Raw genomic sequence first — 22,284 nt, 5'->3', positions numbered from 1 at the left:
GGCAGTAAACTGGCTATACATAACAGTAATATACAGCTTTTGGGCAATGCCTATACCAAGCTCATATTAGGGAAAACTGGTTTTTATCGCCCGGTATATTCTTTCACCGGGGAACGGTGCTTGCTTTTAATTTAGGAGAACTGCTCGCCGGTGCACTTCCCCTTATTATGGAGTAGCGTTTGCTGGCTTTTTGCATAGTTTGCGTATCTGAAAGGTGTATTGGAAAAGCTCAAAAAGAAATGAAATTAGAAAACCGCAGACAAAAAGTGGCCCCGCTATCCAGCTTCGTGTTCAGACTTGGACGTTACGGGCTGGTTGCGTTAGGTTTAATTATAGTTTCAGTTTTAATCGGGGTTATTGGCTATCATAAATTTGGGGGAATATCCTGGCTCGATAGTTTTTATATGGCTTGTATGATCCTAACCGGAATGGGACCAGTTGTGGAAATGACCTCGCCTACGGCAAAAATATTTTCATCACTATATGCGCTATACAGTGGAGTTGCATTTCTGAGTATTACTGCGGTTATCTTTGCACCAATAATTCACAGACTGCTGCATATACTTCACGTTGAAGAAGCAAATAACTAAAGGAACTGCCAACTGGTTGCATGCCTTTGTCTCAGGCTGGGTAACATGCAAACTTAGGTTTTAACCTCTATTTGAGTTTGGTGCCATGCTCCGGAACCTGCCCGAATGCAAATCCTGAAAGTAAACAGTTAATAAAAACGACACTACATAGATTAAGAAAAATGAAAAAACTACTGCCGCTTTTAATTCTTACTTTTTATGCATTCTCAGTCTGCGGTCAAAAAGCTAAGCAACAAAAAAGTAGTCCCTTTGTGCTCGGAGAAATCCACACGCTTCAATCAAAAGTATTAGGTGAAAAAAGAATTCTGAATATTTATCTCCCGGACGGTTACAATCCGAATGATACCATAAAATACCCGGTCATCTATTTACTCGACGGTTCGGCTGATGAGGATTTTATTCATATCGTGGGGCTTGTGCAGTACAACAGTTTTGAGTGGATAAACAGGGTGCCAAAATCGATTGTGGTCGGAATTGCAACAGTAGACAGAAGAAGAGACTTTACTTTTCCTACAACTATAGAAGCAGACAAAAAGCAGTATCCAACAACAGGGCATTCAGACAAGTTTATTGACTTCTTGGGAACAGAACTTCAACCCTATATAAATCAAAAGTTTAAAACAACGCAGGCCAAAACCCTTATCGGTCAATCGCTTGGCGGGCTTGTAGCAACAGAAATTTTATTAAAGAAACCAACTCTTTTTAGTAAGTACATTATCGTAAGTCCAAGTTTGTGGTGGGACAACGGATCCTTATTAAATAAGGATTCAAACATACTGAATGCTGCTTTTAAGCAACAAACAGACGTTTATATAGGCGTAGGCAAGGAGGGGCTTACACCAACTGCTATTCCCCGGGTTATGGAAGTAGATGCAAACCTGTTGGCAGACAAGATTAGAGCCACAAAAAGCAAAAACGTGAATGTGTTATTTGACTATCTGCCACAGGAAGACCATGCTACGATCATGCACCAGGCAGTCTCAAATGCTTTCAGGCAATTAGATTCAATTAGTAAAACAGCAAAGGAGTAGCAAGCAAAATTAACCTTACGGAGGAGATTAGTAATAAGGGACTTCTGCATACTTACAGAAGGGAAAAATCAGCATAATAGATCTGATGGTCCGCAAGCTACTTTTACTCCCCGAACCAATCCAACACGAAGCCTTCGGGCCACAGCCAAACTATAAGTAAACCTGCTACAAGCGAAAGGCCAAAAAGTGATGCCACCCTAATAACCAATGCACGGTTAGCCAATACAGCTACCATAGCGCCTTTAAAAGCGATATTAGAAAGTGCGGCAATCATGATTACTTTCCAGCCTGTTTGCTGATCTATAGTTTCAGCTGTCATTAACCTGGAGGTGGAAAGTGTAATGGCGTCCACATCGGTAAGGCCGGAAATAATGGCTACAATGTACAGTCCGCTATTGCCGAAGTGGTCTTTTGCAGCAGAGGTAGCAACTATAACAATCGCATAAATAGCCCCGAATACGAGCGCAGTTTTGAGCTGGGCGGGGTTTTCCTGTTCCGGCATCCGGCCTGCGTTTTCTTTCTTAAAAAAGAACCCCAGCACTATAAGCACCGCCATGAGCAGGACCAGGGTAGCAAGCGGCGGAGCAACTATAGCCAGCGTACCTGGTGCCACTACGGCTACCTCTACTATAATGCGCACCAAAGATATGGCGGTGGCAATAAAGATCACCAGCGCAATAAGGTTATAGTTGGTTTCTCTCTCAACTCCTTCCTTAGAGCGCTTGGCATAACTAACGGTAGTTGCAGTACTCGAAATAAGGCCGCCCAGTATGCCACCGAGCAAAGTACCTGCCTTGTCTCCGAAGATCTTATAAGCAAAATATCCTGCCAGGCCGATGCCAACTATAAGCACCACCATCAGCCAGATATTGTATGGGTTCAGTACCTGATATGGTCCGTAAGCCTGGTTCGGGAGTACCGGGAGGATAACCAGTGAGATCACTACAAACTGCATGATAGCATGCAGGTCTTTCTCACCTAAGCGGGCGACAGCCTGGTGTAGTGTTTCTTTCAGATGCAACAAGACAGCCACCGCTCCGCCAAGCGCCACGCATACTGCCGTTTTTCCGGTTACCAGGTAAGCGCCTACAGCAAACATCAGTAAAAGCGCCGCTTCGGTAGTCTGACCGATATCTACTTTTTTATCCAGCCGTTGCATCAGGTTTGCAGCTACCAACAGTGCTGTAGTGCCAAGCGCACCGGCCCCTAAAATCCAGCCACCAAAGTCCTGGGCCAGCAACGCACAAACAGTTCCGAATAAGGTAATTAGCGGGAAGGTGCGGATACCGGCAATGCGGGCGTTCTGGTGTTGCCGCTGCAAACCAACCAACAGGCCAAGCGCCAGTGAGATTGCCAGTGTCTGGAAAAGTTCTAGGTGGGGCATACGCCAAGTTTCTTTACAAACCGAAGATATGCCTCCTAAACTATAAAAGTATAGCGCTTTGCTATACTTTTATAGTTTAGGAGGCAGTAACAGATACTGCGGCCCAGGTATTAAAAGGTCAGCGTACCTGCTATTTCCTTAAGTGATACCTCTGCCAGTTTCGCTAAATACTGTGCGTTGCTGTAGCGTACCGTAGCGTTTACATAATTTAGCTGCGCCTCCCGGAACTCGATAGGAGTAATGCTGCCGATGCGGAATTTTTCCATGGTTATTTCCAGGTTGCGTTTAGCGATCTCCTGGTTTTTCTCTTCCAGGTTTACCAGCGATAAACTGGTTTGGTAGGTATTGTAGGCCGTTGTAAGCTGTGTAGTTATAGTTTGGTTCAGGCGCTCGTACTCCAGTTCTGCACTGCTGATGTTGATGCTGGCGTTCTGCTGGTTACGACGCTGCTGAAATCCGTTGAAAATAGGAACTGAAGCACTTACGCCATAGTTAAAGCCCTTGCCCGTAGATAAGGTTGTAAAACCAAGTGCAGATTCGGAACGGCTCAGGTTATACCCGGAGTTAAGCGATATAGTCGGTAACCGGTTCGCTCTTACCTGCTTCAGGTCCAGTTCAGCTACCCGTTTACTGATAAGAGCTGCCTGTAAAGAGGGGTTCTGCTGAATGGCTTTCGCGGATAACTCCGAGAAGTTCAGCTGATCATCAATTGTTATAGTTTCTTCCACCCGGAAACGCGTGTTTGCGTCGCGGGCCATCAGCTCGTTAAGCTGTGTTTGGGTATTCTGGTATAGTTCGCGCTGGCGCAGAATGTTGGTAGTATCGGTATTAAAATCGACCTGTGCATTCAGTACCTCTAGGCGGGCAGCTTTACCGATCTCGAAACGGTTCTGAGCCGTTTGCACACGCTCACGGGAGATAACCATGGCCGTATCCAGTGCTTTAAGTTGCTGCTGCTGCTGCACCAGATCATAGTATACGCTGGTAACGTCGGCTACGCGCGTAAGTATAGTTTGCTGCAGATTAGCTTCGCCGAGTTTGCGTAACTCTTTCAGCTGGTCGTAACGGGCAAACATCCCGAAACCGTCAAAAACAGTCCAGTTCAGGCCGACGCCATAGTTCAGCGTAGAGCCTTTGGCACCATTCCGCTCCACTTCCTGCCCGCTTTCACGGGTCTGGGAGCTATTCTGAATAGTGTTGTTCTGGACCAGGTTGCCTTCTACTACCGGTAACATGCCGGCGTTTCCTGTGCTTACATTGTTCCTGCTTATCTCCAGGTCATTGGCAACAAGCTTTATGTCATAGTTGCGCTCCAGCGTAATCCGGATGGCTTCTTCCAGGGTGAGAACTTCCTGGGCCTTTGCCCTGCCACTCAGCAGTATCAGGGCAAAGGCAAACAGAACAGCAATTTTATACTTCATATAAGTATTGGTAAGATAGATCAGGTTAAAAAATTAAACAGTCGCTTTTTCGAACTCTTCTATTTGATCAAATTCCGGATGGTGCTTACGCTCTCTGGACCACATAGCATAGATAGCCGGGATAACGAATAAAGTAAGTATAAGTGAGAACAAGGTACCACCTACAATTACAACACCCATACCCATGCGGCTTTGCGCTGCAGCTCCCAATGCCAGGGCAATTGGCAAGGCACCCAGGGCAATGGCCAGACTCGTCATCAGGATTGGGCGCAGACGAGCCTCCGAAGCTTCCAGGATGGCCTCCATCTTAGGCTTGCCCTGTTCCCGGAGCTGGTTCGCAAATTCGACTATCAGAATACCGTTCTTCGTGACGAGCCCTATCAGCATGATGGTACCGATCTGGCTGAAGATGTTCCAGGTCTGGCCGAACAACCACAACGAAAGCATGGCACCGGCTACCGCCATCGGAACAGTAAGAATAATGATGAGCGGATCTACAAAGCTTTCGAACTGAGCTGCCAGAATCAGGTAGATGAGTAACAGCGCCAGGCCGAAGGCAAACATCGTGTTCGAACCACTTTCTACAAAGTCACGTGACTCGCCGCCAAGGTCTGTGGTAAACGTATCGTCCAGTACTTTTTCTTTGATGCGGTCCATCGCATCGATACCATCGCCTATACTCATGCCCGGCGACAAACCAGCCGAAATGGTAGCTGACATGTAACGGTTGTTGTGGTATAATTGCGGCGGGCTGCTGCGTTCCTGCATCGTAACAAGGTTGTCTAACTGCACCAGTTGTCCGTCTTTGCTGCGTACAAACAGGGAGGTCAGGTCCAGCGGATCGTTACGATCAGGGCGGTCGAACTGGCCCATTACCTGGTACTGTCTGCCATTCATTAAAAAGTAACCAAAACGCTGCCCGCTCAGGGATAACTGCAGGGTTTGTGCCACATCGATCACCGATACGCCTAAGCTCTGCGCTTTCTCGCGGTCTATAGTTATGTTGATTTCCGGCTTATTAAATTTCAGGTTCACATCTACGTTCGAGAAGGTAGGGTCTTTGCTGGCCTCTTCCATAAACTCAGGAATCTTTTCTTCCAGCTTCTGGAAGTTAGGCGCCTGAATGATGTACTGGATTGGCTGGCCTCCGCGGCGGTTCACTGAAATGGTTGGCTGTTGCGTTACCATAATCCTGCCTTCCGAATATTTACGGGTCTGGGCGGTCAGGTAATCGGCTACTTCTTTCTGAGAGCGCTCCCGGTCAGTAGGTTGTTTCAGCGCAACACGCATCATACCGTTGTTCACGGAGCCTGCGCCACCCCAACCCGGAGAGGTAATTACCAGGTTTACAGCTTTTTCAGGAACAGAATCGTTTACCAGCTGTGTCAGTTCCTGCATAAAGCGGTCGGTGTACTCATAAGATGCACCTTCTGGCGCACTTACCTGCACGCGTAGCATGCTTCGGTCGTCGTAAGGAGCCGTCTCTTTCTGGAGTATAGTATAGAATAAACCAATCAGGCCGATACATAATAGGATGATCGGGAAACTGAGCCATTTACGTTTCATAAACCCGGACAGCGCACTGGCATAACCGGCATTCATTTTCTGGAAGTAAGGCTCCGTAAAGTTGTAGAATTTTGTTTTCTCCTGGTGTCCGCCTTTCATCAGGTACGCGTTCAGCATTGGCGTAAGCGTAAGCGACACGAAGGCCGATATCAGCACCGCCGCCCCGATCACTACACCAAACTCCCGGAAGAGACGCCCGACGAAACCTTCGAGGAAGATAACAGGCAGGAACACAGCAGCCAGCGTGATAGAGATGGAAATAACCGCCATAAAGATCTCGTTCGAACCTTTAATCGCAGCCTCTATCGGCGACATGCCTTCTTCAACTTTCTTAAATATGTTTTCCGTTACCACAATACCATCATCCACCACCAGGCCCGTTGCCAGTACCACCGCCAGCAGCGTCAGCACGTTTACCGAGAACCCGCACAGATACATGATAAAGAACGTCGCAATCAGGGAAACCGGAATATCGATAAGCGGACGGAAAGCAATGCTCCAATCACGGAAGAACAGGTAGATAATCAGGATAACCAGAACCAGCGAAATCATGATCGTTTCAGCCACTTCTGTTACCGATTGCTTAATGAATATCGTGTTGTCCATCGCGATATCCAGCTTTATATCTTCCGGCAGATCCTGCTTCAACTTTTCGAACTGCTCATAGAACTTGTCAGAGATATCGAGGTAGTTAGTACCTGGCTGCGGGATAATAGCCATACCAACCATTGGCTGGCCGGAGTTGCTCATTTTTGTTTCCAGGTTTTCCGGGCCAAGCTCTGCTGTTCCCAGGTCGCTGAAACGGATGATCTTGTTGCCATCCGATTTTACAATAAGGTTATTGAACTGCTCTGCTGATGACAGGTTACCCAGTGTTTTAACTATAAGTTCTGTATTATCACCGCTGATTTTACCGGAGGGTAACTCCACGTTTTCGCGGTTCAGGGCAGTGCGCACATCGCCAACGGTCAGGCCGTAAGAGGCCAGTTTCATCGGGTCTATCCAAAGGCGCATCGCATACCGCTTTTGTCCCCAGATCTGCACGCTACTAACGCCCGGTATAGTTTGAATGCGCTGCGAGATCACATTTTCAGCATAATCACTCAGCTGCAACTGGTCGCGGGTAGCGCTTTGCACCGTCATGGTAATAATAGGCTCCGAGTCCGCATCGGCTTTGGAAACTACCGGCGGCGCATCAATATCCTGCGGCAAGCTTCTTACCGCCTGCGAAACTTTATCGCGCACGTCGTTGGCTGCTTCTTCAAGATCTTTATCGAGGTTAAATTCGATGTTGATGTTGCTACGGCCCTGGTTACTGGAGGAGGAAATGTTCCGGATACCATCAATAGAGTTAATGGCTTTCTCGAGCGGTTCAGTTATCTGCGACTCAATAATATCGGCGTTGGCGCCTGAGTAGCTGGTGCTTACCGAAACTATAGCCGGGTCGATAGACGGGTACTCGCGCACGCCCAGGAAACTGTACCCGATCAAGCCGAAAAGGATCAGCATCAGGTTAATTACAATTGTAAAAACCGGGCGTTTTATACTTGTGGTGGATAAACTCATACGTTTGCGCTCTTATTTATTACCAACAGCTACTTTAACAGGGCTTCCTTCTTTTAACATCATTATCCCGGTGGTCAGTACAGTATCGCCGGGCTGCAATCCAGACGTAACCAGTACATCTTTTTCGGTACGCGTTTCGGTTTCAATCATGGTTTCCTTGGCTTTGCCATCTTTGGCTACAAATACCTTTTTACCATTCTGAACAGGTATAACAGCTTCGGTTGGTACCAGCAAGGCATCCTCGATCACGGTTAACGGCAGCTCAATATTTGCAAAGGAACCAGGCATCAGGGAGCCGTCTCCGTTCGAAGCACGGGCACGTAGTTGCAAGGTGCGGCTGCTGGCCTCAATACCGGGCTCTATAGCATAAACGGTTGCGTTATATTTTTTGGATGATCCGGCTACTGTAAAGTTTAAGGTCGAGTTTTCTTTAACCTGACCTGCATATTTCTCAGGTACCGAGAACGTGATTTTCACTGGGTCGGTGTTTACCAGGTTTGCAATTACAGTCTCAGGAGAAATAAAGCTTCCCTCGGAAATGTTTCGCAGACCGATACGACCTGAAAAAGGTGCCCGTATAGTTGTCTTGGCAAGTTGTGCCTGTATCAGTTGGCTCTGTGCCTGGGCTGATTTCAGGTCGGCGCGGGCTACATCGTATTCTTCGCGGCTGATGGCTTCTTTCTTCAGGAGCAGTTCGGCGCGACGCTCATTTTCTGCTGCCAGGCTTTGGCGGGTCTGAGCCTGTGCCAGCTGGGCGCGTAATTCTGAGTCATCTACTTTTACCAGAACCTGGCCTTTGCTAACCTTGCTGCCTTCGTTAAACGAGATAGACTGTACCACACCCGATACCTGCGGACGGATCTGGATCTGCTCGTTGGCCTCGATGGAACCTGTAACTGAAAGCGTATTGGAAAAATGCTGCGGCTGTACCACTACGCCATTTACCCGCATTGCCGGCATGCCTGCGCCACCTGGTCCGCCCGGGCCTTTGGGTCCGCCACCTTCGCTCTTGTTTTGCATAATACGGTACGCTACCAGGGAGCCAAACCCAAGTATAAGCAAGGTGTAAACGATGTACTTAATCTTCATAGGTGAATTTAGTTTCCTCTTGCAGAGGTGGTTAGATTAGTGAAGTATAGTTTAGTTTTGAATGAAATCGTATAAGTGCATTCTTTGCCGGTAGGGCAGGAGCAGGGCACCAGGCCGGTTAGCCGTCAATTTGACAATCTGTCCTGCTAAAGGTTTAATCCGGCCGCCCAAAAAACTGCCATAATTGCCGGCAACACAGTAGTTTGAAATTTAAAGTTAAAACCTTAAATACTGAAACAGAAACAGATTGCGGTTTTATCTACATAAATATAAATTAGATAGCTGAACAGTAAATTTATCGGGTTAAACATCAGTAGCAGGTAAAAAACAATGAGCAATAAGAAGGAGAATTTTTTTGAGAATGTTTACGAAGTGGTAAAACTGATTCCGGAGGGCCGGGTAACCAGTTATGGTGCAATAGCCAGTTATTTAGGTGCTAAGGGTTCTGCGCGCATGGTGGGTTGGGCGCTAATTGCGTCGCAGCCATTTACCAGAATACCGGCCCACCGGGTAGTGAACCGGGTAGGCATGCTTACCGGCAAGCAGCACTTTGAGGCCGGCAATGCCATGCAGGAGCGCCTGGAGCAGGAAGGTGTAAAAGTGGAAAATGACCAGGTAGTTGATTTTGGGAAACTATTCTGGGACCCGGCTAAGGAACTGCTGTAACCTGTGAGCTATAGTTAACTATAAGCGCTGGTGCAAACTATAGTTTTAAGGTTTAGTGCTTCATTTCCAGGTTCAGCTGCGTGCCATTTTTCTCGGCTTTGTTATCCAGGGCAGTTCCGAGGGCAACGCCAAATGCCATACCTATAGGCAGTCCTATTCCTAAAAAAGCCATGTTATCTAAACTTAACCCGAATGCTACCCCAAGAGGTAAGCCAAAAGTACTCATGCCCAATGGCAGCCAAAGGTTGCGGTAGTGGTTTTTAGGTACCAGTTTTAGCTCCTTCTCGATAAGCTTTAAAATTCCGGACTGGCTCTTACTGATCTGTTTTGCCAAATCTTTTTCCGACGCTGATGTCGTGTTGATAAGGCTGATCTCGTTGTTGATGTGTGTTATGATCTCATCGGGCAGCTGTCTGGTTTTCAGCTCGTTTAGGAGGTTTTCGAACTGAATGTAATTTTTGATCAGCTTTTCGTTCTGCTCAATTTCGGGTCTTGGGGTTAGCGGAATAATTTCCATAAGTGGTTCTTTGTGATGTCGTTGAACTATAGTTTGTAGCACTTCAGCCAGGTTTCAGAGATTATCGGTGCTACCTCCTGATACTCTTCATAAATCTGGTCTTATATTTTTAAAGACCCCCTGAATCCCCGGGCAGCATAATATGATTGTGCGCCGTTATGATACAGAAACACCGTGTCGTAACGACGGTCACAGAATAAGGCACCACCAAGTTTCCTGATCTCAGTAGGTGTAGCTATCCAACTGGATGTTTTAAGATCGAATTTGCCAAGCTGCTGCAGTTCACGGTACTGGTTTTCTGTAAGAATCTCAATGCCCATGTCCGTGGCCATATCTATGGCGTTGTTTTCTGGTCTGTGCTCTTTTCGTTCTTCCAGTGCCTGCCGATCGTAGCAAAGACTACGGCGTCCTTTCGGGCTTTCTGCTGCACAATCATAAAAAATGTATTCGCCCGTGCCGGCATCATATCCTACCACATCGGGTTCTCCACCGGTTCTTTCCATCTCATTCAGCGACCATAGTTTGTCAGGGTTTGCCTGAAACCTTGCGAGTACATTTGGCCACTCAATACCTTTATGGCGGCTCATGTTCTTCTCAAACCGGGTTTTTAAAGTTTTCAGTAGTTCTTCGGATTGTTCTGGCAGCAATTCTTTCTGATCTGGCATTGTAATGATGTGGTTTTGATAGAAATGTTGGGTTATTGTTTAGATTTTAACGGGTTCGTATCTGAGGTGAGCGAGGCGCAGCCGCTGCTTTCATCATGTGCTGTGTTATCCTGTAGTGTTTAATTCTCTTTTAGGAAATCTACTAATTTTCTGTCTTTAATGTATTCCTCAATGATGGCTCTTATAAAATTAAATAAATCATTACTTAACCTTTCAAGAACTATGTCTTCACTAATATCTTCCTCTTTAGACTTTTTCACCTCTTTTCTTAAATAATCTTTAAGAGATTTAAAATTCCCATGCGCGATATTTGACCTTTGAGAATAAATCTCTTTCAATCTAATTTTCACCTTTTCAATGTCTTTGCTTTTGTCGTTTTGATATACTAAAAGGCTTGCTTTAAGTCTGAATTGCTTGCTTATTGAATCCTCAATATTGAATCTATTGTAGTCTGGACTGTGGGTCAATAGTAATTCTATTATACTAACTAACGTCACCAGCTTTGCACACTCATCCTTAAGATTATTCCCTACAACTTTTAATAAATTTGCTATAAATAGAATTTTCTCCTGGTTTGCATCATCTATTATACCATCTAACTTTTTACTTACACTAGCTAACTCATCTCTTATGTGATAAAAAGATTTCCAATGGTCTTCTAAATTTTTAATCTCATGAGAATAAGACATGAAGCCAAAATACATTACAGACAGGTTGAAAAACCTGTCTACTTTAGGATGTTGAATAGTAAAGGAATCGTTATGGAGAATAAACGATTGTCCATTATAAAACTCTTTATCGGTATGAACTAGTAGTGATAAAAAATAAGTGAAGCCTACTAAGTTATCTGAGTTATCAATAATAGGATTACCCTTATCTAATAAAAAGAAGCCTGTTCTACCATTACTACTTTCCTCGAGTGCAATTTCCTGTAGTCTTTGATATTCCCCTTCATCGTTATATCTAGCGATAACCCACATCCTTGCAAGCTTTTCAAGTGGTTCAAGTTCTCTATACTTTGTAAAGAAATCATGTACAGATAAATCCAAGCTTGAATAATTCTTATTTAAACCTTCAAGAGCACTTTCAACAGTTAATAAGTTGGTAGTTTCTTTAGTTGATTTAATTGGAATCCTATTTTCGTGGTAATGCTTGTAAACAAGATCCGGACTGTTTAGAGAAACATCTAAGTATTCTTTAATTATAGCTATCTCTTCTTCAGTTCTCGGATTGTCTAAACAAAAGTTAAATCTATTAGAAAGAATAAGAGGTTCATTTATAGGAAATATATACCTAGTCAGAATAAAGTTCATGCTAGCTTTGAAAATTTTGTTTTATAAAAATTTAGGATAACGGGACTAGGCTAAAAAAGCGTTTCAATGCTTTTTAGGTGCTGTTGTGTGTGCGTGTTTTTATAAAAAATCGTCTAAGCTAACATCTTCAAGGTGTTTTGTTATTAGCCTGGCACCTAATTGGTCTTTCAATTCTTTAATATTTTTACCTGGGTAAGGGTCAATTATGTAACTAGGCTTTTTCCTAAAGTCAAAATGAGATAGTAGCATTCTATTTACTTCAGAATCTCTACCCCCATAACCGATAATAACAAGCCTTTCTGCTTCTTCAAGATTATTCTTCATGTGCTCAAATAGAGTTTTATAAAGAAGGGGCTCTTGATACCTCTCAATTTTAGATGTGGTACCAGTTAAGAAATCTGCATGATAATTCACCCAACAATTTTCATACTTCAAATTTCCATTACCGTCATTTACTTCCTTTAACAATTCGGTAAAACCAATACCCCATCTTGTCTTTAAATATGTCTCTGGAATTAAACTTGAGCCTTGTGGCCTATAGTAAACACCATAGTTTTTACTTCCATGAAGTTTATATAACCTAATATTCGAAGCATATTTACCTGTATAATGCTGTAATCTACATCTGTAATTTCTGTTATTTATTAATATATCTCCATAATAGGGGGAACCTAATTCTTCAAAACCATCAGTTAAATCATCTTTGAACCAATCTGAAATAGTTAACCTCTCAAATAATAAATCATGGTTTAAAGTGTGAATATTAATTAAATATTCTTTTTGTAAAGTTTTGAAATAATTCAATATACCTGTATAGCCAGGCCACCATGACCCACCCATATGACCTTCATTGTCATACCATGATTCTCCATCTCCATCAACTAAGTAGTGGCTTACTAACTGAGTATATATGTTTTTTAAGGAGAAGATCATTTGGTCAAAATCCTTTTGATCTCCATAACTTTTTGTATTAAATAATTCCTTTACTCCTGTGTTTACCTTGGCTTCTTGATTAAAGAAATCATAAAATTCTTCATAATCGAAGTAACCTTTTAATTCATTAAAATACTGTATCAAATCACAACAGAAATCGAACTCAAAGTCATAGCTGGTTTTGAATCCAAAATCTGGTTTTTTACCATCTCTCGAAATACAGAGCCGTCCATCAGTAGAAAAACCAAAAAAATCATCTCTGCAATTAAGAAGTAGATTACTTAAGGAGTTTCCTACTGGATATCCCTTTGGTGCAGAAAAGCCTGCTCCTAATAAAAATGATATTGATTTATCCATATTTCTATTTACATGATACACAACTACTGTATAAACAACATAACATTCGTTTACACACCCAAATACGGGGGCTAAACGAAATGCCTGCTTATCAAATATACTGATTTGTTTATACTTGTTAGTGCCTCAGTCTTTGTAAAATCCCGCCAATCCTCCGACCTTCGCAGAAACCGATACCGCACATGAAAATAAAGCTGATAGCGATAGGCAAAACCGACGAGAAGTTTCTGGAAGAGGGGATAGACAAGTACCTGAAAAGGCTGAAGCATTACCACCCGTTTGAGTTTATAGTTATACCTGATATAAAGCAGGGCGGCAAGTATAGTGCTGATAAACTGAAGGAAGAAGAAGGCAAGCTGATACTACAGAAAGTGCAGGAAGGGGATTTTCTGATTCTGCTTGATGAAAAAGGAAAGATGTTTACGTCCGGGGAGTATGCGACCTTTTTGCAGAAAAAACTGAATACCGTAACTACTAACCTGATATTTGTAATTGGCGGAGCATTCGGTTTCTCGGAGGCTGTTTATAGTCGGGCAAACGATAAAATGGCACTTTCTAAAATGACATTCACACACCAGATGATACGCCTTTTCTTTACCGAACAACTATACCGCGGCTTCACCATACTGCGTGGCGAAAAATACCATAACGATTAAAGTTATACTTGCTGCATGCTAGTGTCAGGGTTGTAGGTTACGAATAACAGCAAGTAAACTATAACGAGCAGCGTGGCCACTCCGGTAAATATAAATGTAGCCGAAGCGCCAAAGCTATACCACACCAGCCCAGCCAGCGAACTTGCCACCATTGTGCAGATGCTCTGGAAACCGGCATAGGTCCCGATAGCTGTGGCAGTGTCCTGTTTGTTGGTAATGTTGCTGATCCAGGCTTTGGAAATGCCTTCAGTAGCTGCAGCATACATGCCATATAGCAGGAACAGGAGCAGGTAAACGTACAGGCTGTTGTTTGCCGACATCCCGAAATACACACCTGCAAAAAGTGCCAGGCCAAATATAAACATCTTCTTCAGCCCGATTTTATCTGCTACTATACCCGCCGGAAATGCAAACAAGGCATACACCAGGTTATAAAAAATGTAGATGCCAATAACAGCAGTATCGGAGAGGCCTGCCTGTTTTATTTTGAGTAGCAGAAACACATCAGAACTGTTAAATAAGGCAAATACCAGTAGCCCGGCTACAAGCCTGCGGTACGCTGGCGGACTGTATTTCCAGTAACCAAAAAACGAAAAGAAGTTTATTTTGGCTTTTGGAGTAGAAAACCCTGCTTGCTCCTTATGCAGCAGCAGCGATGCCAGTATTGCCAGTAACCCCGGTATGAAAGCGATCAGGAAAAGTGTTCTATAGTCTTGTGGGTAAATGTAGAGATATAGCAGCGCCAGGCCGGGGCCTATTACAGCTCCCAATGTGTCCATGGCTCTATGAAAACCGAAAACTTTGCCCTTAGTGGCAGGCGTAGCTTCGTCTGAAAGGATAGCATCCCGGGCACCTGTACGGATACCTTTGCCAAAGCGGTCCAGGGTGCGTGCAAAAAAGATCCAGAGCGGGAAGGCGTACAGGGCCAGCAGTGGTTTGGATACAGCACTTAACGTATAACCTAACTGCACAAACGGAACCCGCTTGCCCATTACATCCGATAGTTTGCCAAAATAACCTTTGCTGAGCCCTGCTGTTGCTTCCGCTACACCTTCCAGCACACCAATCAGCACCACCGAAAAGCCAATTGCCTTTAGGTAAATGGGCATAACAGGGTATAGCATTTCACTGGCCGTGTCGGTGAGCAGGCTGACTATAGATAAGATCCAGATGGCCTTTGTGATGTACTTCAAAATGGTAACTATTTCATTCGCTGCAGTATCTTTTCATCTGAGCAATTTCCTTTTCCTGCGATTCGATGATCTGCCGGGCCAGCTCTTTCACTTCCGGGTCAGTAAGGTTAGGCTGCCGGTTCACCATAGTAGCCGGAGAGTGGTGCGGGATCATGGACTCCATAAACTGCTATACAAAAACATAACCCCATACATTATTCCGAACGATACCAGCAGCATCAGTAAAAACTTACTATAGTTTCCTTTCGCCATGGTTGTTATAGTTCAGGTGTTATAACAGGTTGTGTTTTAGTACGGAGCTATAGTTGTTTAGGTGCGTTTACATTATTTTAACCTAGAGCGCATTAACTTCATCGCAATCTTATGAGAAAAGAAAGCTGGAGAAGTTATGATAAGGAAGGAAACCAACGCTGTCTTTCTGGAAAAGTAAGAGCATGATAGCCCGAAACTGCTTTATAAAAAGAAATTAAAAGCTAAGATAGGTAGGCTATAGTTAATGCCTGTAACTTAAGTTTATAGCAGTGTCTGATTAATAAATGAAAGCGCTGATCTGCACTGAAGTTTATCTGTAATTTGAAATTCTTACGGGTATTGTAAAGCCCATCATTGTTACTGCTTTACCAGCGTGTTTAGCGGCTATAATGTCTGGTATAGCCCGTAGTAAGCGGGATACTTCACGTTGCACCATTTTACTGTCATTATTTATAACCGCTGCATCAATTACGCCCTCTTTTGTAATATATAACTGCAAAACGTATAATTTTCCTTTACCAGCATCTTTCTCCAGCAGCTTAGAGCTTTTCATGCATTTGGTAAGTTCATACTTAAAAGAATTGTTCACATCGCCGGGTACGAAAATGTCCTCAGGCATACCTTTTACCATCATCTTTGGACCGGTTTCTATATCTTCGAAATGCATCGTATCGGCATAAGCAATTTGCACGTTCAGTTTATCCCGTAACATGCTGGCGGCATCACGGTCGCCAAGTTTTACGCAGGTCTGCAGGTACTCCAGACCCTTTGCTCTATTTCCGTTTTCAAGGTTTATAACACCAAGATTAAACAGCGCGTTTTTGTGTTTTGGATTTATAGTTAGGGTTTCTTCAAACTTTGCTACTGCTTCTGTTAGTTGGTTTTGGCCATAAAGGGTAACCCCTTCATCGTACAAAACATCTGCCTGGTTCTTGTCCTGTGCGAGCAGGGGAGTGGTGGCAAAAGTAACTACAAGTAGGGCAAGCAGTAAGTTTGTCAGTTTCATTGGTCAGATAATCCGGAGAGGTAAATGTATTTAGAACAAATATATGCCTTTTGAATAGAACTTATTAAAGCAACCGGTTGTGTTTAAATCTTTTTGCCTTAAAAGCTGTTGGGCAGGTATAGTTTACCGCTGATGTTTATAGTTTAGCCGGTCGTCTAAAAGCCCTGAGTGCCAGGTACAGCCGTGCAGGATAAAGCATATCTTTGTAAAATGGAAGTAAAGTTGAGTACAGAAAGTGTAGCAAGTGCCGGAGCCTGGAACCTGCCTGATTTCAGGAGCCTTATTCAGCACCAGTTTTTGTTGCACCTTATGTTCTGGGTGATCTATGTAGTGTTTTTCGGGTTGCTGTACGGCAGCTACATCGATGATTACTACAACGCCTTTATGGTGGAGCTGGTGGAGCTTCCGTTTAAAATGGGGCTGGTATACTTTAACATGTATTACCTGATGCCTAAGTTTCTCCTCAAAAAACGCTACCTGGAGTTTGGTGTGTACCTGCTGCTGCTGACCGGCGCTATTGCCGGACTGATGCAATACGTGTTGCTGCCTTTCCTGATACACCCGGTTTTTTGCCCGACCACCTGTACCCTGGATAACCTGACCCTTTACCGGTTTATAAAGAATATTGTAAACATAAACTACCTGGTTGTTATTTCGGCAACGGTGGTTTTGCTGCGCAACTGGTACCAGCACCAGCAATCGACGCGTACCCTGTCGCAGGATAAGCTGGAAGCCGAGCTTAAATTTCTGAAGGGGCAGATACACCCGCACTTCCTGTTCAACACGCTTAACAGCCTGTATTCGCTCACGCTTAAAAAATCTGATAACGCTCCTGAAATGGTTTTAAAGCTATCAGGTTTGATGGATTATATGCTTTATGATGCCAATGCTGCCAAAGTGCCTCTCGAGAAAGAGCTCAACTATATCCATAATTATATCGACCTGGAGAAGATGCGTTATGGCAGCCGGGTGGATATCAGCTTTACCGAAACCGGAACTATAGCAGGTACAAACATTGCGCCCATGATGCTGTTACCTTTTGTAGAAAATGCATTTAAACATGGCGTAAGTACTGAAACCGAAAACGCATGGGTGCGCATAGATGTAAAAGTGCAGCATAGCAAACTAAGCCTGCGCGTAGAGAACTGCAAACAAGGTGAAAAAGCCGAACGAACAGCGAAAGAAATGGCATCCGGCATCGGCCTGAAAAATGTGCAGCGTCGCTTAGAACTGCTTTATAAAGATGCGTATAGTTTAGAGATTGAAGACGAACCGGATGTATATGCCGTGCACCTGGAATTAGACCTTAGCGATAGAACCTATGAAGATTAAATGCCTGATAGTGGACGACGAGCCCTTGGCCCTGGACGTGCTGGAAACTTACATTGGTCGGCTAGATAACCTGGAACTGGTGTGCCGTTGCAACAACGCTGTAGAGGCCTACAACTGCCTGCAAACTACGCAGGTAGACCTCATGTTCCTGGATATACAGATGCCCAAGCTAACAGGTATCGATTTTCTGAAGTCTCTGCCCAACCCGCCAAAGGTAATTTTTACAACTGCTTACCGCGACTATGCAGTGGAAGGGTATGAACTGAACGCTGTCGATTACCTGTTAAAGCCGATCTCTTTCGACCGTTTCCTGAAAGCAATTGCTAAAATAACACCGCAGGAACCGAAGCCCGCAGCAACTATAAATGCAGCTGAACCAGACTATAAAGACGCTTTTATTTACCTGAAAGCCGACAAGAAAATGGTGAAGGTAATGCTGGCCGATATCCTGTACATCGAAAGCCTGAAAGATTATATCCGGGTAAAGACCGAGACAAAAGAGATTATATCATACCAGAAGATCAGTTTCCTAGAAGAAAAGCTTCCTGCCGACAAGTTCCTGCGCATCCATCGTTCCTTCATCATCGCTTTAGATAAAGTACAGGCTTTTTCGGCCACTACTGTAGACCTTGGCAAGACAGAAATACCAATTGGCCGCCTCTACAAAAACGAAGTGCTGCAGATACTGGGCAAAAATAACCTGCTGGAGGCGTAGCTTTTAGAATTAGTAATGAGTAATTAGAAGTGTGTATGGCGCGGGCGTCTTCGCTCGTGTCGAACTATGTCGAACTATAGCGGGGCCTCTGGCCCCTTTCTTTTTGCCGTCGATTCTGTGCTCAGGCTTGTAAGTATAAACTATAGTTTAAACTCAACTATAGTTTTCTTAACTTATGAAGTGTAAGCTAAACTATAGTTTGTGTTCTGAAGTATAGTTTCCTGCAAACATCATCTCAATTTCTCATTCGCCCGTGAATTCTATCTCTAAAAAGAAGCTGTTTTACCCGGTAAACAAAGAATTGCGCAAGTACCTGTATACCTATGGGCGAAGCTCAAAACTGCCGGTACACTACGAAGATCTGCTGCATTATTCCGACGCTTTTCCATATTTCGATAAAAAGGGAGTAGACACGCTTTGGGAAACGGTAATGTACGAACAGCAGTCGCAGGCTGAGCTGAACCACGGCCTGACCATGATCTACGCCTTGCTGAAAACCGATGGGGATATGTCGGTGATGGAGCATTTATATGTGTCCAGGATAGATTACTGCACGTTCGGGAACTCCAATCCGTTCCGGGTACAGATCATGAACCAGCTGAACGATAACTACGATTATTTTTATGTAAAGCGCGCTGATGCCTCGCGGATTTATGGCCTGGAACTGGAGCACATTCTGTCGCCGAGTCGAATTAACTACTTTGTGCACACCGATACTCTAATTGAAGAACACATTGCCGGAATACCTGGCGATGCTTTTATAAAAGATTATGTAGACAGGCCCGGAACCAACAAGGTACGTCTGGCAAAGGAGTTTGTAAAGTTTAACGAACGCTGCTTCATCCGCCTGCTCGGCGATATGCGCTCCTACAACTATGTGGTAGATATTACCCCTGATTTTGAAGACGAGCAGTACCGCGTGCGCCCTATCGACTTTGACCAGCAATCTTACGAAGGCCGTAAGTCGATGTACCTGCCGCAGTTCTTTAAAGACAACAACGTGATCGTAGACCTGGTACTGAAGCTGCTGAAACCCGAAACCGTAAAGCAGTACCAGAACGAAGAACGTACGCTCATGTTCCGTCGCTTAAAGTCTGCCCGCTACCGCCTCAAAGACCTGATCGACTGCATGCGCAAAGACACGATCTCTACTCCTGAAAAAATTGCCCAGCTCAGAAAAGAACTTGCCGAGCACCATAAATCGGATGAGTTCCTAAAATGCAATTGTATGGGGGATCTGGTAAGGTTAAATCTTAAAACCCTCCTCGTTAAAACATCTGCTGTTTCTGCTGGTAAAGTGTAGGTTATAGTTTTGTTGAAAGTGTCTGAGCCGGGATTTTAAAAATTGAAGAATTCGAAAAATTGGAAGACCTAGCAGCGTGCGTAGCTCCTGCTAGTGTCTGGGGCTATAGTTGATTTACTTCTCTATTGTCATTTCGACGTTAGGAGAAATCTGAAGTTTATAGTTCGAGAAGCTACAATTCTATAGTTTGCTGTTCTACTCTTTGAACCAAGCCTTTTCTTTCAAATCAGATCCTATCCTGGGAGCTCTACTTGCCTATTGTTTCAATGTAGCTTTGGTGCCCTCACGGCCGGGAGGCCCCGTCTTCGGGCATCGCGCGGCTGCTTTCTTGCTACACTCGTCCCTCGTGTTGCCTAAAGGCACCGCAACAAATCAAAGGCGCTCAACCCAAAGACTGATATCTTTCGCATAGTTACCTGTAACTATAGGTTGAACCTGCTCGCTTTGAGATTTATCGTGGTGATAGTTCCGAGGGGACAGGTGAACCTGTCCTTAATCTTGGAATACAACTATGGAACTATAGCTTAGATATTGGTAAAAGCAGAATTGTCCCCTTGAGGGGACTACAGGGGTGTTGAAACAGCAACTATAGAACTATAAGCACTGACTATAAAAAGGCCGAAATTCCCCTCTCGGGAGGGGTAGGGGTGGGTTGAAACGCGAACTATAAAACTGTTTGCTGGACTATAGCAAAAGCCTTACCTCCCTTCTCCCAAGATCTCTCCAGAATGTCAAATGGAGAAGTGGCCATAGAAGCTCCCCGCCTTAAACAAGGAGTAGCTGGGGACCACAGCAACTATAAAACTATAACCTTTCCAAATCTCTTCGGGTGCGGTCGCTGTTCTCTAAATTGCCGGTGTTTATAGTAGAGGCTGGCTCAAACAATAAGACTTCGGCTTCTATTGGCGCAACAGGTTTATGTTCTATGCCGCGGGGTATAACTATAAACTCTCCCGGGTTTAGGGTAATAACCTTATCGCGGAGGTGCATTTCAAAACTGCCACCTATAACCAAGAAAAACTCGTCTTCGTGCTCGTGATGGTGCCAGTCAAATTCGCCTTTAAACTTTGCCAGTTTTACCTGCTGCCCGTTTAGTTCTCCGGCAATGCGTGGATTCCAGAAGTCTGGTATTTGCTTAAACTTGTCTGAGAGGTTTATCTTTTCTATCATATTCGTGGAAGGATGATGAAGATCACTTAATTTTATTTGGACTTATTCTAAATAGCCTTTACATTTGTAGTATTATGAATCAGCCAGAAGTGAAGTTAGGGGAAGCGATACAATTTTCAGCAGATTTGCAGGAGATATTTGTAACTGATGCCGGGGCAGTTTACCAATGCGATAAACAAAACAGGTTGTTAGTTAACTTTGCAGGCTCTGTTGCTAAACTTAAAGTAGAAACCTTCCTTCGTCTTAAAAAAGCAGTTGATAGCATCGACCTGAGTACAATGGCTGTAAATACCGGGCGTTGCTCAGATTACGAACTAATTACTGTATTTGGATGTGAAAAACTATATGTGCTCACCCTTCCGGAAATCTATAGTTTTAAAGAACTTCTGGGCGGAGCAAAATTTGTGCTGCAACTAAATAGTATGCTGCACGAACGCCTTTTCGCGCAACCGGCATAACACAAGACGTTAAACAATATCCGAAAGCACAGCTAACACTGTGCTTTCTTTATTTAGACTGCTTCCATATTTGCCTAAGTGCCTTTCAAATCTGAACATATTCCTTTAATTTAAGTAAGAATAAAGGATGTTTTATACCTGTAAAGCATCCATCAACACTCCAAAAAGCACTATACTTTTATGAAGGACTTATTGAGACTTAGAACATCCCTTACAGAGGAAATTGAAAGAGTACTGAACGAACAGATAAAGATGGAAGCAGACGCCTCGGCGATGTACCTGTCGATGAGCGCGTGGTGCGACCGCAATGGCTTTGATTTTAGTGCCGGTTATTTTAAAGAACAATCAGATGAAGAGCGGGAGCACATGCTACGTTTATTTAAGTATGTGTCTGATATGGGTGGCCGTGCTGTATCGCCGGATGTAACTAATATACAGATTGAGTTCGAGTCGCTGAGAAGTGTTTTTGAGCAGGCGTTGCAGCAGGAAATAGCCGTAACCCAGTCGTTTAACCGCATGGCAGACCGTTGCCAGAAATCAAAGGACTACGTTACATTTACGTTCCTGCAGTGGTTCCTGAAAGAGCAGATCGAAGAAGAATACGTAGCGCGTCGTGCCCTCGAACTATTTGAAGTGATCGGTGAAGAAGGTACCGGCCTTTATGAAATTGATAAGCGTGTGCCGAAGATAAAGTACGAAGATACGTACTAACAGCACCTTATAACTATAAAACAAAAAGCCTCTGGTTAACTCCGGAGGCTTTTTGTTTTATAGTTGGTTATGCGTTGGGTGTATCCGGCTTATCCAGTACGTGATCTTTAAATGCCTGCAAAGCCTGTTGTTCGGTTGTGTGGTGCATCCAGTAGTTATCCGGCTGAAAACACATAACAGGAGCGAAGTCGCAGCGGTCGGTACATTCGGTCTTCACTACTTCTACGCGTCCTTTCAGGCCCATGAGTTTAATCAGTTCCCGCAATGCCTTACCGTTTTCTTTGCCGCCTTTCTTTTTGCATTTGCTGCCGGTGCAAACATAAATTACTTTCTCGGGTGTCTGGAAGTTTTTGCTCATGTAAAATAAACGGGTTGCTGATCCTTTAAGTG

General features: G+C 44.1%; 22 protein-coding genes. 9 read left to right on the top strand and 13 right to left on the bottom strand.

Features of this window, described 5'->3' with window-relative positions; translation table 11 throughout:
- Positions 1-239 precede the first annotated feature (239 nt).
- Complete coding sequence (locus KYK27_RS01445) at positions 240-590, top strand: hypothetical protein (RefSeq protein WP_199108293.1); 351 nt, start codon at positions 240-242, stop codon at positions 588-590.
- Between the two features lie 161 nt (positions 591-751).
- Complete coding sequence (locus tag KYK27_RS01440; protein ID WP_199108292.1) at positions 752-1,621, top strand: alpha/beta hydrolase; 870 nt, start codon at positions 752-754, stop codon at positions 1,619-1,621.
- Between the two features lie 103 nt (positions 1,622-1,724).
- On the opposite strand, the gene KYK27_RS01435 is transcribed toward KYK27_RS01440, so the two are convergent.
- The 4 genes from KYK27_RS01435 to KYK27_RS01420 form a co-directional block, all read right to left on the bottom strand.
- Positions 1,725-3,005 (bottom strand): MgtC/SapB family protein, encoded by a 1,281-nt coding sequence (locus KYK27_RS01435; protein WP_199108291.1) that lies wholly within the window; start codon positions 3,003-3,005, stop codon positions 1,725-1,727.
- 110 nt (positions 3,006-3,115) lie between these two features.
- A complete protein-coding gene (locus KYK27_RS01430; protein WP_199108290.1) occupies positions 3,116-4,426 on the bottom strand; it encodes a TolC family protein in 1,311 nt (436 codons plus the stop codon).
- A gap of 33 nt (positions 4,427-4,459) precedes the next feature.
- Complete coding sequence (locus KYK27_RS01425) at positions 4,460-7,558, bottom strand: efflux RND transporter permease subunit (protein ID WP_199108289.1); 3,099 nt, start codon at positions 7,556-7,558, stop codon at positions 4,460-4,462.
- A 12-nt stretch (positions 7,559-7,570) separates the two neighbouring features.
- Positions 7,571-8,647, bottom strand: coding sequence for an efflux RND transporter periplasmic adaptor subunit (locus KYK27_RS01420; RefSeq protein ID WP_199108288.1), 1,077 nt, complete (start codon positions 8,645-8,647; stop codon positions 7,571-7,573).
- A 330-nt stretch (positions 8,648-8,977) separates the two neighbouring features.
- On the opposite strand from KYK27_RS01420, the gene KYK27_RS01415 reads away from it, so the two are divergent.
- Positions 8,978-9,313, top strand: coding sequence for an MGMT family protein (locus KYK27_RS01415; protein ID WP_199108287.1), 336 nt, complete (start codon positions 8,978-8,980; stop codon positions 9,311-9,313).
- Positions 9,314-9,365: 52 nt separating this feature from the next.
- Here the strand turns inward: KYK27_RS01415 and KYK27_RS01410 are convergent, their stop codons facing one another.
- The 4 genes from KYK27_RS01410 to KYK27_RS01395 all read right to left on the bottom strand — a co-directional run bounded on the left by KYK27_RS01410 (position 9,366) and on the right by KYK27_RS01395 (position 13,098).
- Positions 9,366-9,830 (bottom strand): hypothetical protein, encoded by a 465-nt coding sequence (locus KYK27_RS01410; protein ID WP_199108286.1) that lies wholly within the window; start codon positions 9,828-9,830, stop codon positions 9,366-9,368.
- A 101-nt stretch (positions 9,831-9,931) separates the two neighbouring features.
- Entirely contained in the window at positions 9,932-10,495 is a 564-nt protein-coding gene (locus KYK27_RS01405) for a DUF4256 domain-containing protein (RefSeq protein ID WP_199108285.1), read from the bottom strand.
- Positions 10,496-10,614: 119 nt separating this feature from the next.
- The gene (locus tag KYK27_RS01400) at positions 10,615-11,808 is read right to left on the bottom strand and encodes a HEPN domain-containing protein (RefSeq protein WP_199108284.1); all 1,194 of its coding nucleotides are present in this window, start codon (positions 11,806-11,808) and stop codon (positions 10,615-10,617) included.
- A gap of 99 nt (positions 11,809-11,907) precedes the next feature.
- Positions 11,908-13,098 (bottom strand): hypothetical protein, encoded by a 1,191-nt coding sequence (locus KYK27_RS01395; RefSeq protein ID WP_199108283.1) that lies wholly within the window; start codon positions 13,096-13,098, stop codon positions 11,908-11,910.
- A gap of 182 nt (positions 13,099-13,280) precedes the next feature.
- Between KYK27_RS01395 and rlmH the strand changes: the two genes are divergently transcribed.
- Positions 13,281-13,754 (top strand): 23S rRNA (pseudouridine(1915)-N(3))-methyltransferase RlmH, encoded by a 474-nt coding sequence (gene rlmH / locus KYK27_RS01390; RefSeq protein WP_199108282.1) that lies wholly within the window; start codon positions 13,281-13,283, stop codon positions 13,752-13,754.
- Between the two features lie 2 nt (positions 13,755-13,756).
- Here rlmH and KYK27_RS01385 read toward each other — a convergent pair whose 3' ends face one another.
- From KYK27_RS01385 to KYK27_RS01375, 3 genes are all read right to left on the bottom strand, one after another.
- On the bottom strand, positions 13,757-14,947 hold the full coding sequence (locus KYK27_RS01385) for an MFS transporter (RefSeq protein WP_199108281.1): 1,191 nt from the start codon (positions 14,945-14,947) through the stop codon (positions 13,757-13,759).
- A gap of 13 nt (positions 14,948-14,960) precedes the next feature.
- Positions 14,961-15,110: a DUF305 domain-containing protein gene (locus tag KYK27_RS01380; protein WP_199108280.1), complete on the bottom strand. Its 150-nt coding sequence runs from the start codon at positions 15,108-15,110 to the stop codon at positions 14,961-14,963.
- Between the two features lie 399 nt (positions 15,111-15,509).
- Complete coding sequence (locus tag KYK27_RS01375; RefSeq protein WP_199108279.1) at positions 15,510-16,205, bottom strand: tetratricopeptide repeat protein; 696 nt, start codon at positions 16,203-16,205, stop codon at positions 15,510-15,512.
- Between the two features lie 210 nt (positions 16,206-16,415).
- On the opposite strand from KYK27_RS01375, the gene KYK27_RS01370 reads away from it, so the two are divergent.
- From KYK27_RS01370 to KYK27_RS01360, 3 genes are all read left to right on the top strand, one after another.
- Positions 16,416-17,537: a sensor histidine kinase gene (locus KYK27_RS01370; RefSeq protein ID WP_199108278.1), complete on the top strand. Its 1,122-nt coding sequence runs from the start codon at positions 16,416-16,418 to the stop codon at positions 17,535-17,537.
- The gene (locus KYK27_RS01365) at positions 17,527-18,252 is read left to right on the top strand and encodes a LytR/AlgR family response regulator transcription factor (protein WP_199108277.1); all 726 of its coding nucleotides are present in this window, start codon (positions 17,527-17,529) and stop codon (positions 18,250-18,252) included. Before KYK27_RS01370 ends, KYK27_RS01365 begins: the two co-directional genes overlap by 11 nt.
- Positions 18,253-18,505: 253 nt before the next feature.
- Positions 18,506-19,555: a hypothetical protein gene (locus tag KYK27_RS01360; RefSeq protein ID WP_199108276.1), complete on the top strand. Its 1,050-nt coding sequence runs from the start codon at positions 18,506-18,508 to the stop codon at positions 19,553-19,555.
- A gap of 804 nt (positions 19,556-20,359) precedes the next feature.
- Here the strand turns inward: KYK27_RS01360 and KYK27_RS01355 are convergent.
- Entirely contained in the window at positions 20,360-20,725 is a 366-nt protein-coding gene (locus KYK27_RS01355) for a cupin domain-containing protein (protein WP_199108275.1), read from the bottom strand.
- Positions 20,726-20,799: 74 nt separating this feature from the next.
- Here KYK27_RS01355 and KYK27_RS01350 point away from each other — a divergent pair, with 74 nt between their 5' ends.
- Together KYK27_RS01350 and KYK27_RS01345 are read left to right on the top strand one after the other, a co-directional pair.
- Positions 20,800-21,183: a hypothetical protein gene (locus KYK27_RS01350; RefSeq protein WP_199108274.1), complete on the top strand. Its 384-nt coding sequence runs from the start codon at positions 20,800-20,802 to the stop codon at positions 21,181-21,183.
- Positions 21,184-21,363: 180 nt separating this feature from the next.
- The gene (locus KYK27_RS01345) at positions 21,364-21,894 is read left to right on the top strand and encodes a ferritin (RefSeq protein WP_199108273.1); all 531 of its coding nucleotides are present in this window, start codon (positions 21,364-21,366) and stop codon (positions 21,892-21,894) included.
- A 67-nt stretch (positions 21,895-21,961) separates the two neighbouring features.
- Here KYK27_RS01345 and KYK27_RS01340 read toward each other — a convergent pair whose 3' ends face one another.
- The gene (locus KYK27_RS01340) at positions 21,962-22,252 is read right to left on the bottom strand and encodes a (2Fe-2S) ferredoxin domain-containing protein (RefSeq protein ID WP_199108272.1); all 291 of its coding nucleotides are present in this window, start codon (positions 22,250-22,252) and stop codon (positions 21,962-21,964) included.
- Positions 22,253-22,284: the final 32 nt, after the last annotated feature.

The organism is Pontibacter populi (assembly GCF_019336435.1).
In the GTDB taxonomy this organism is placed as follows: Bacteria; Bacteroidota; Bacteroidia; order Cytophagales; family Hymenobacteraceae; genus Pontibacter; species Pontibacter humidus.
Note: the sequence above shows the minus strand (reverse complement) of the source record. Positions and strands in the feature narration are given on the sequence as shown.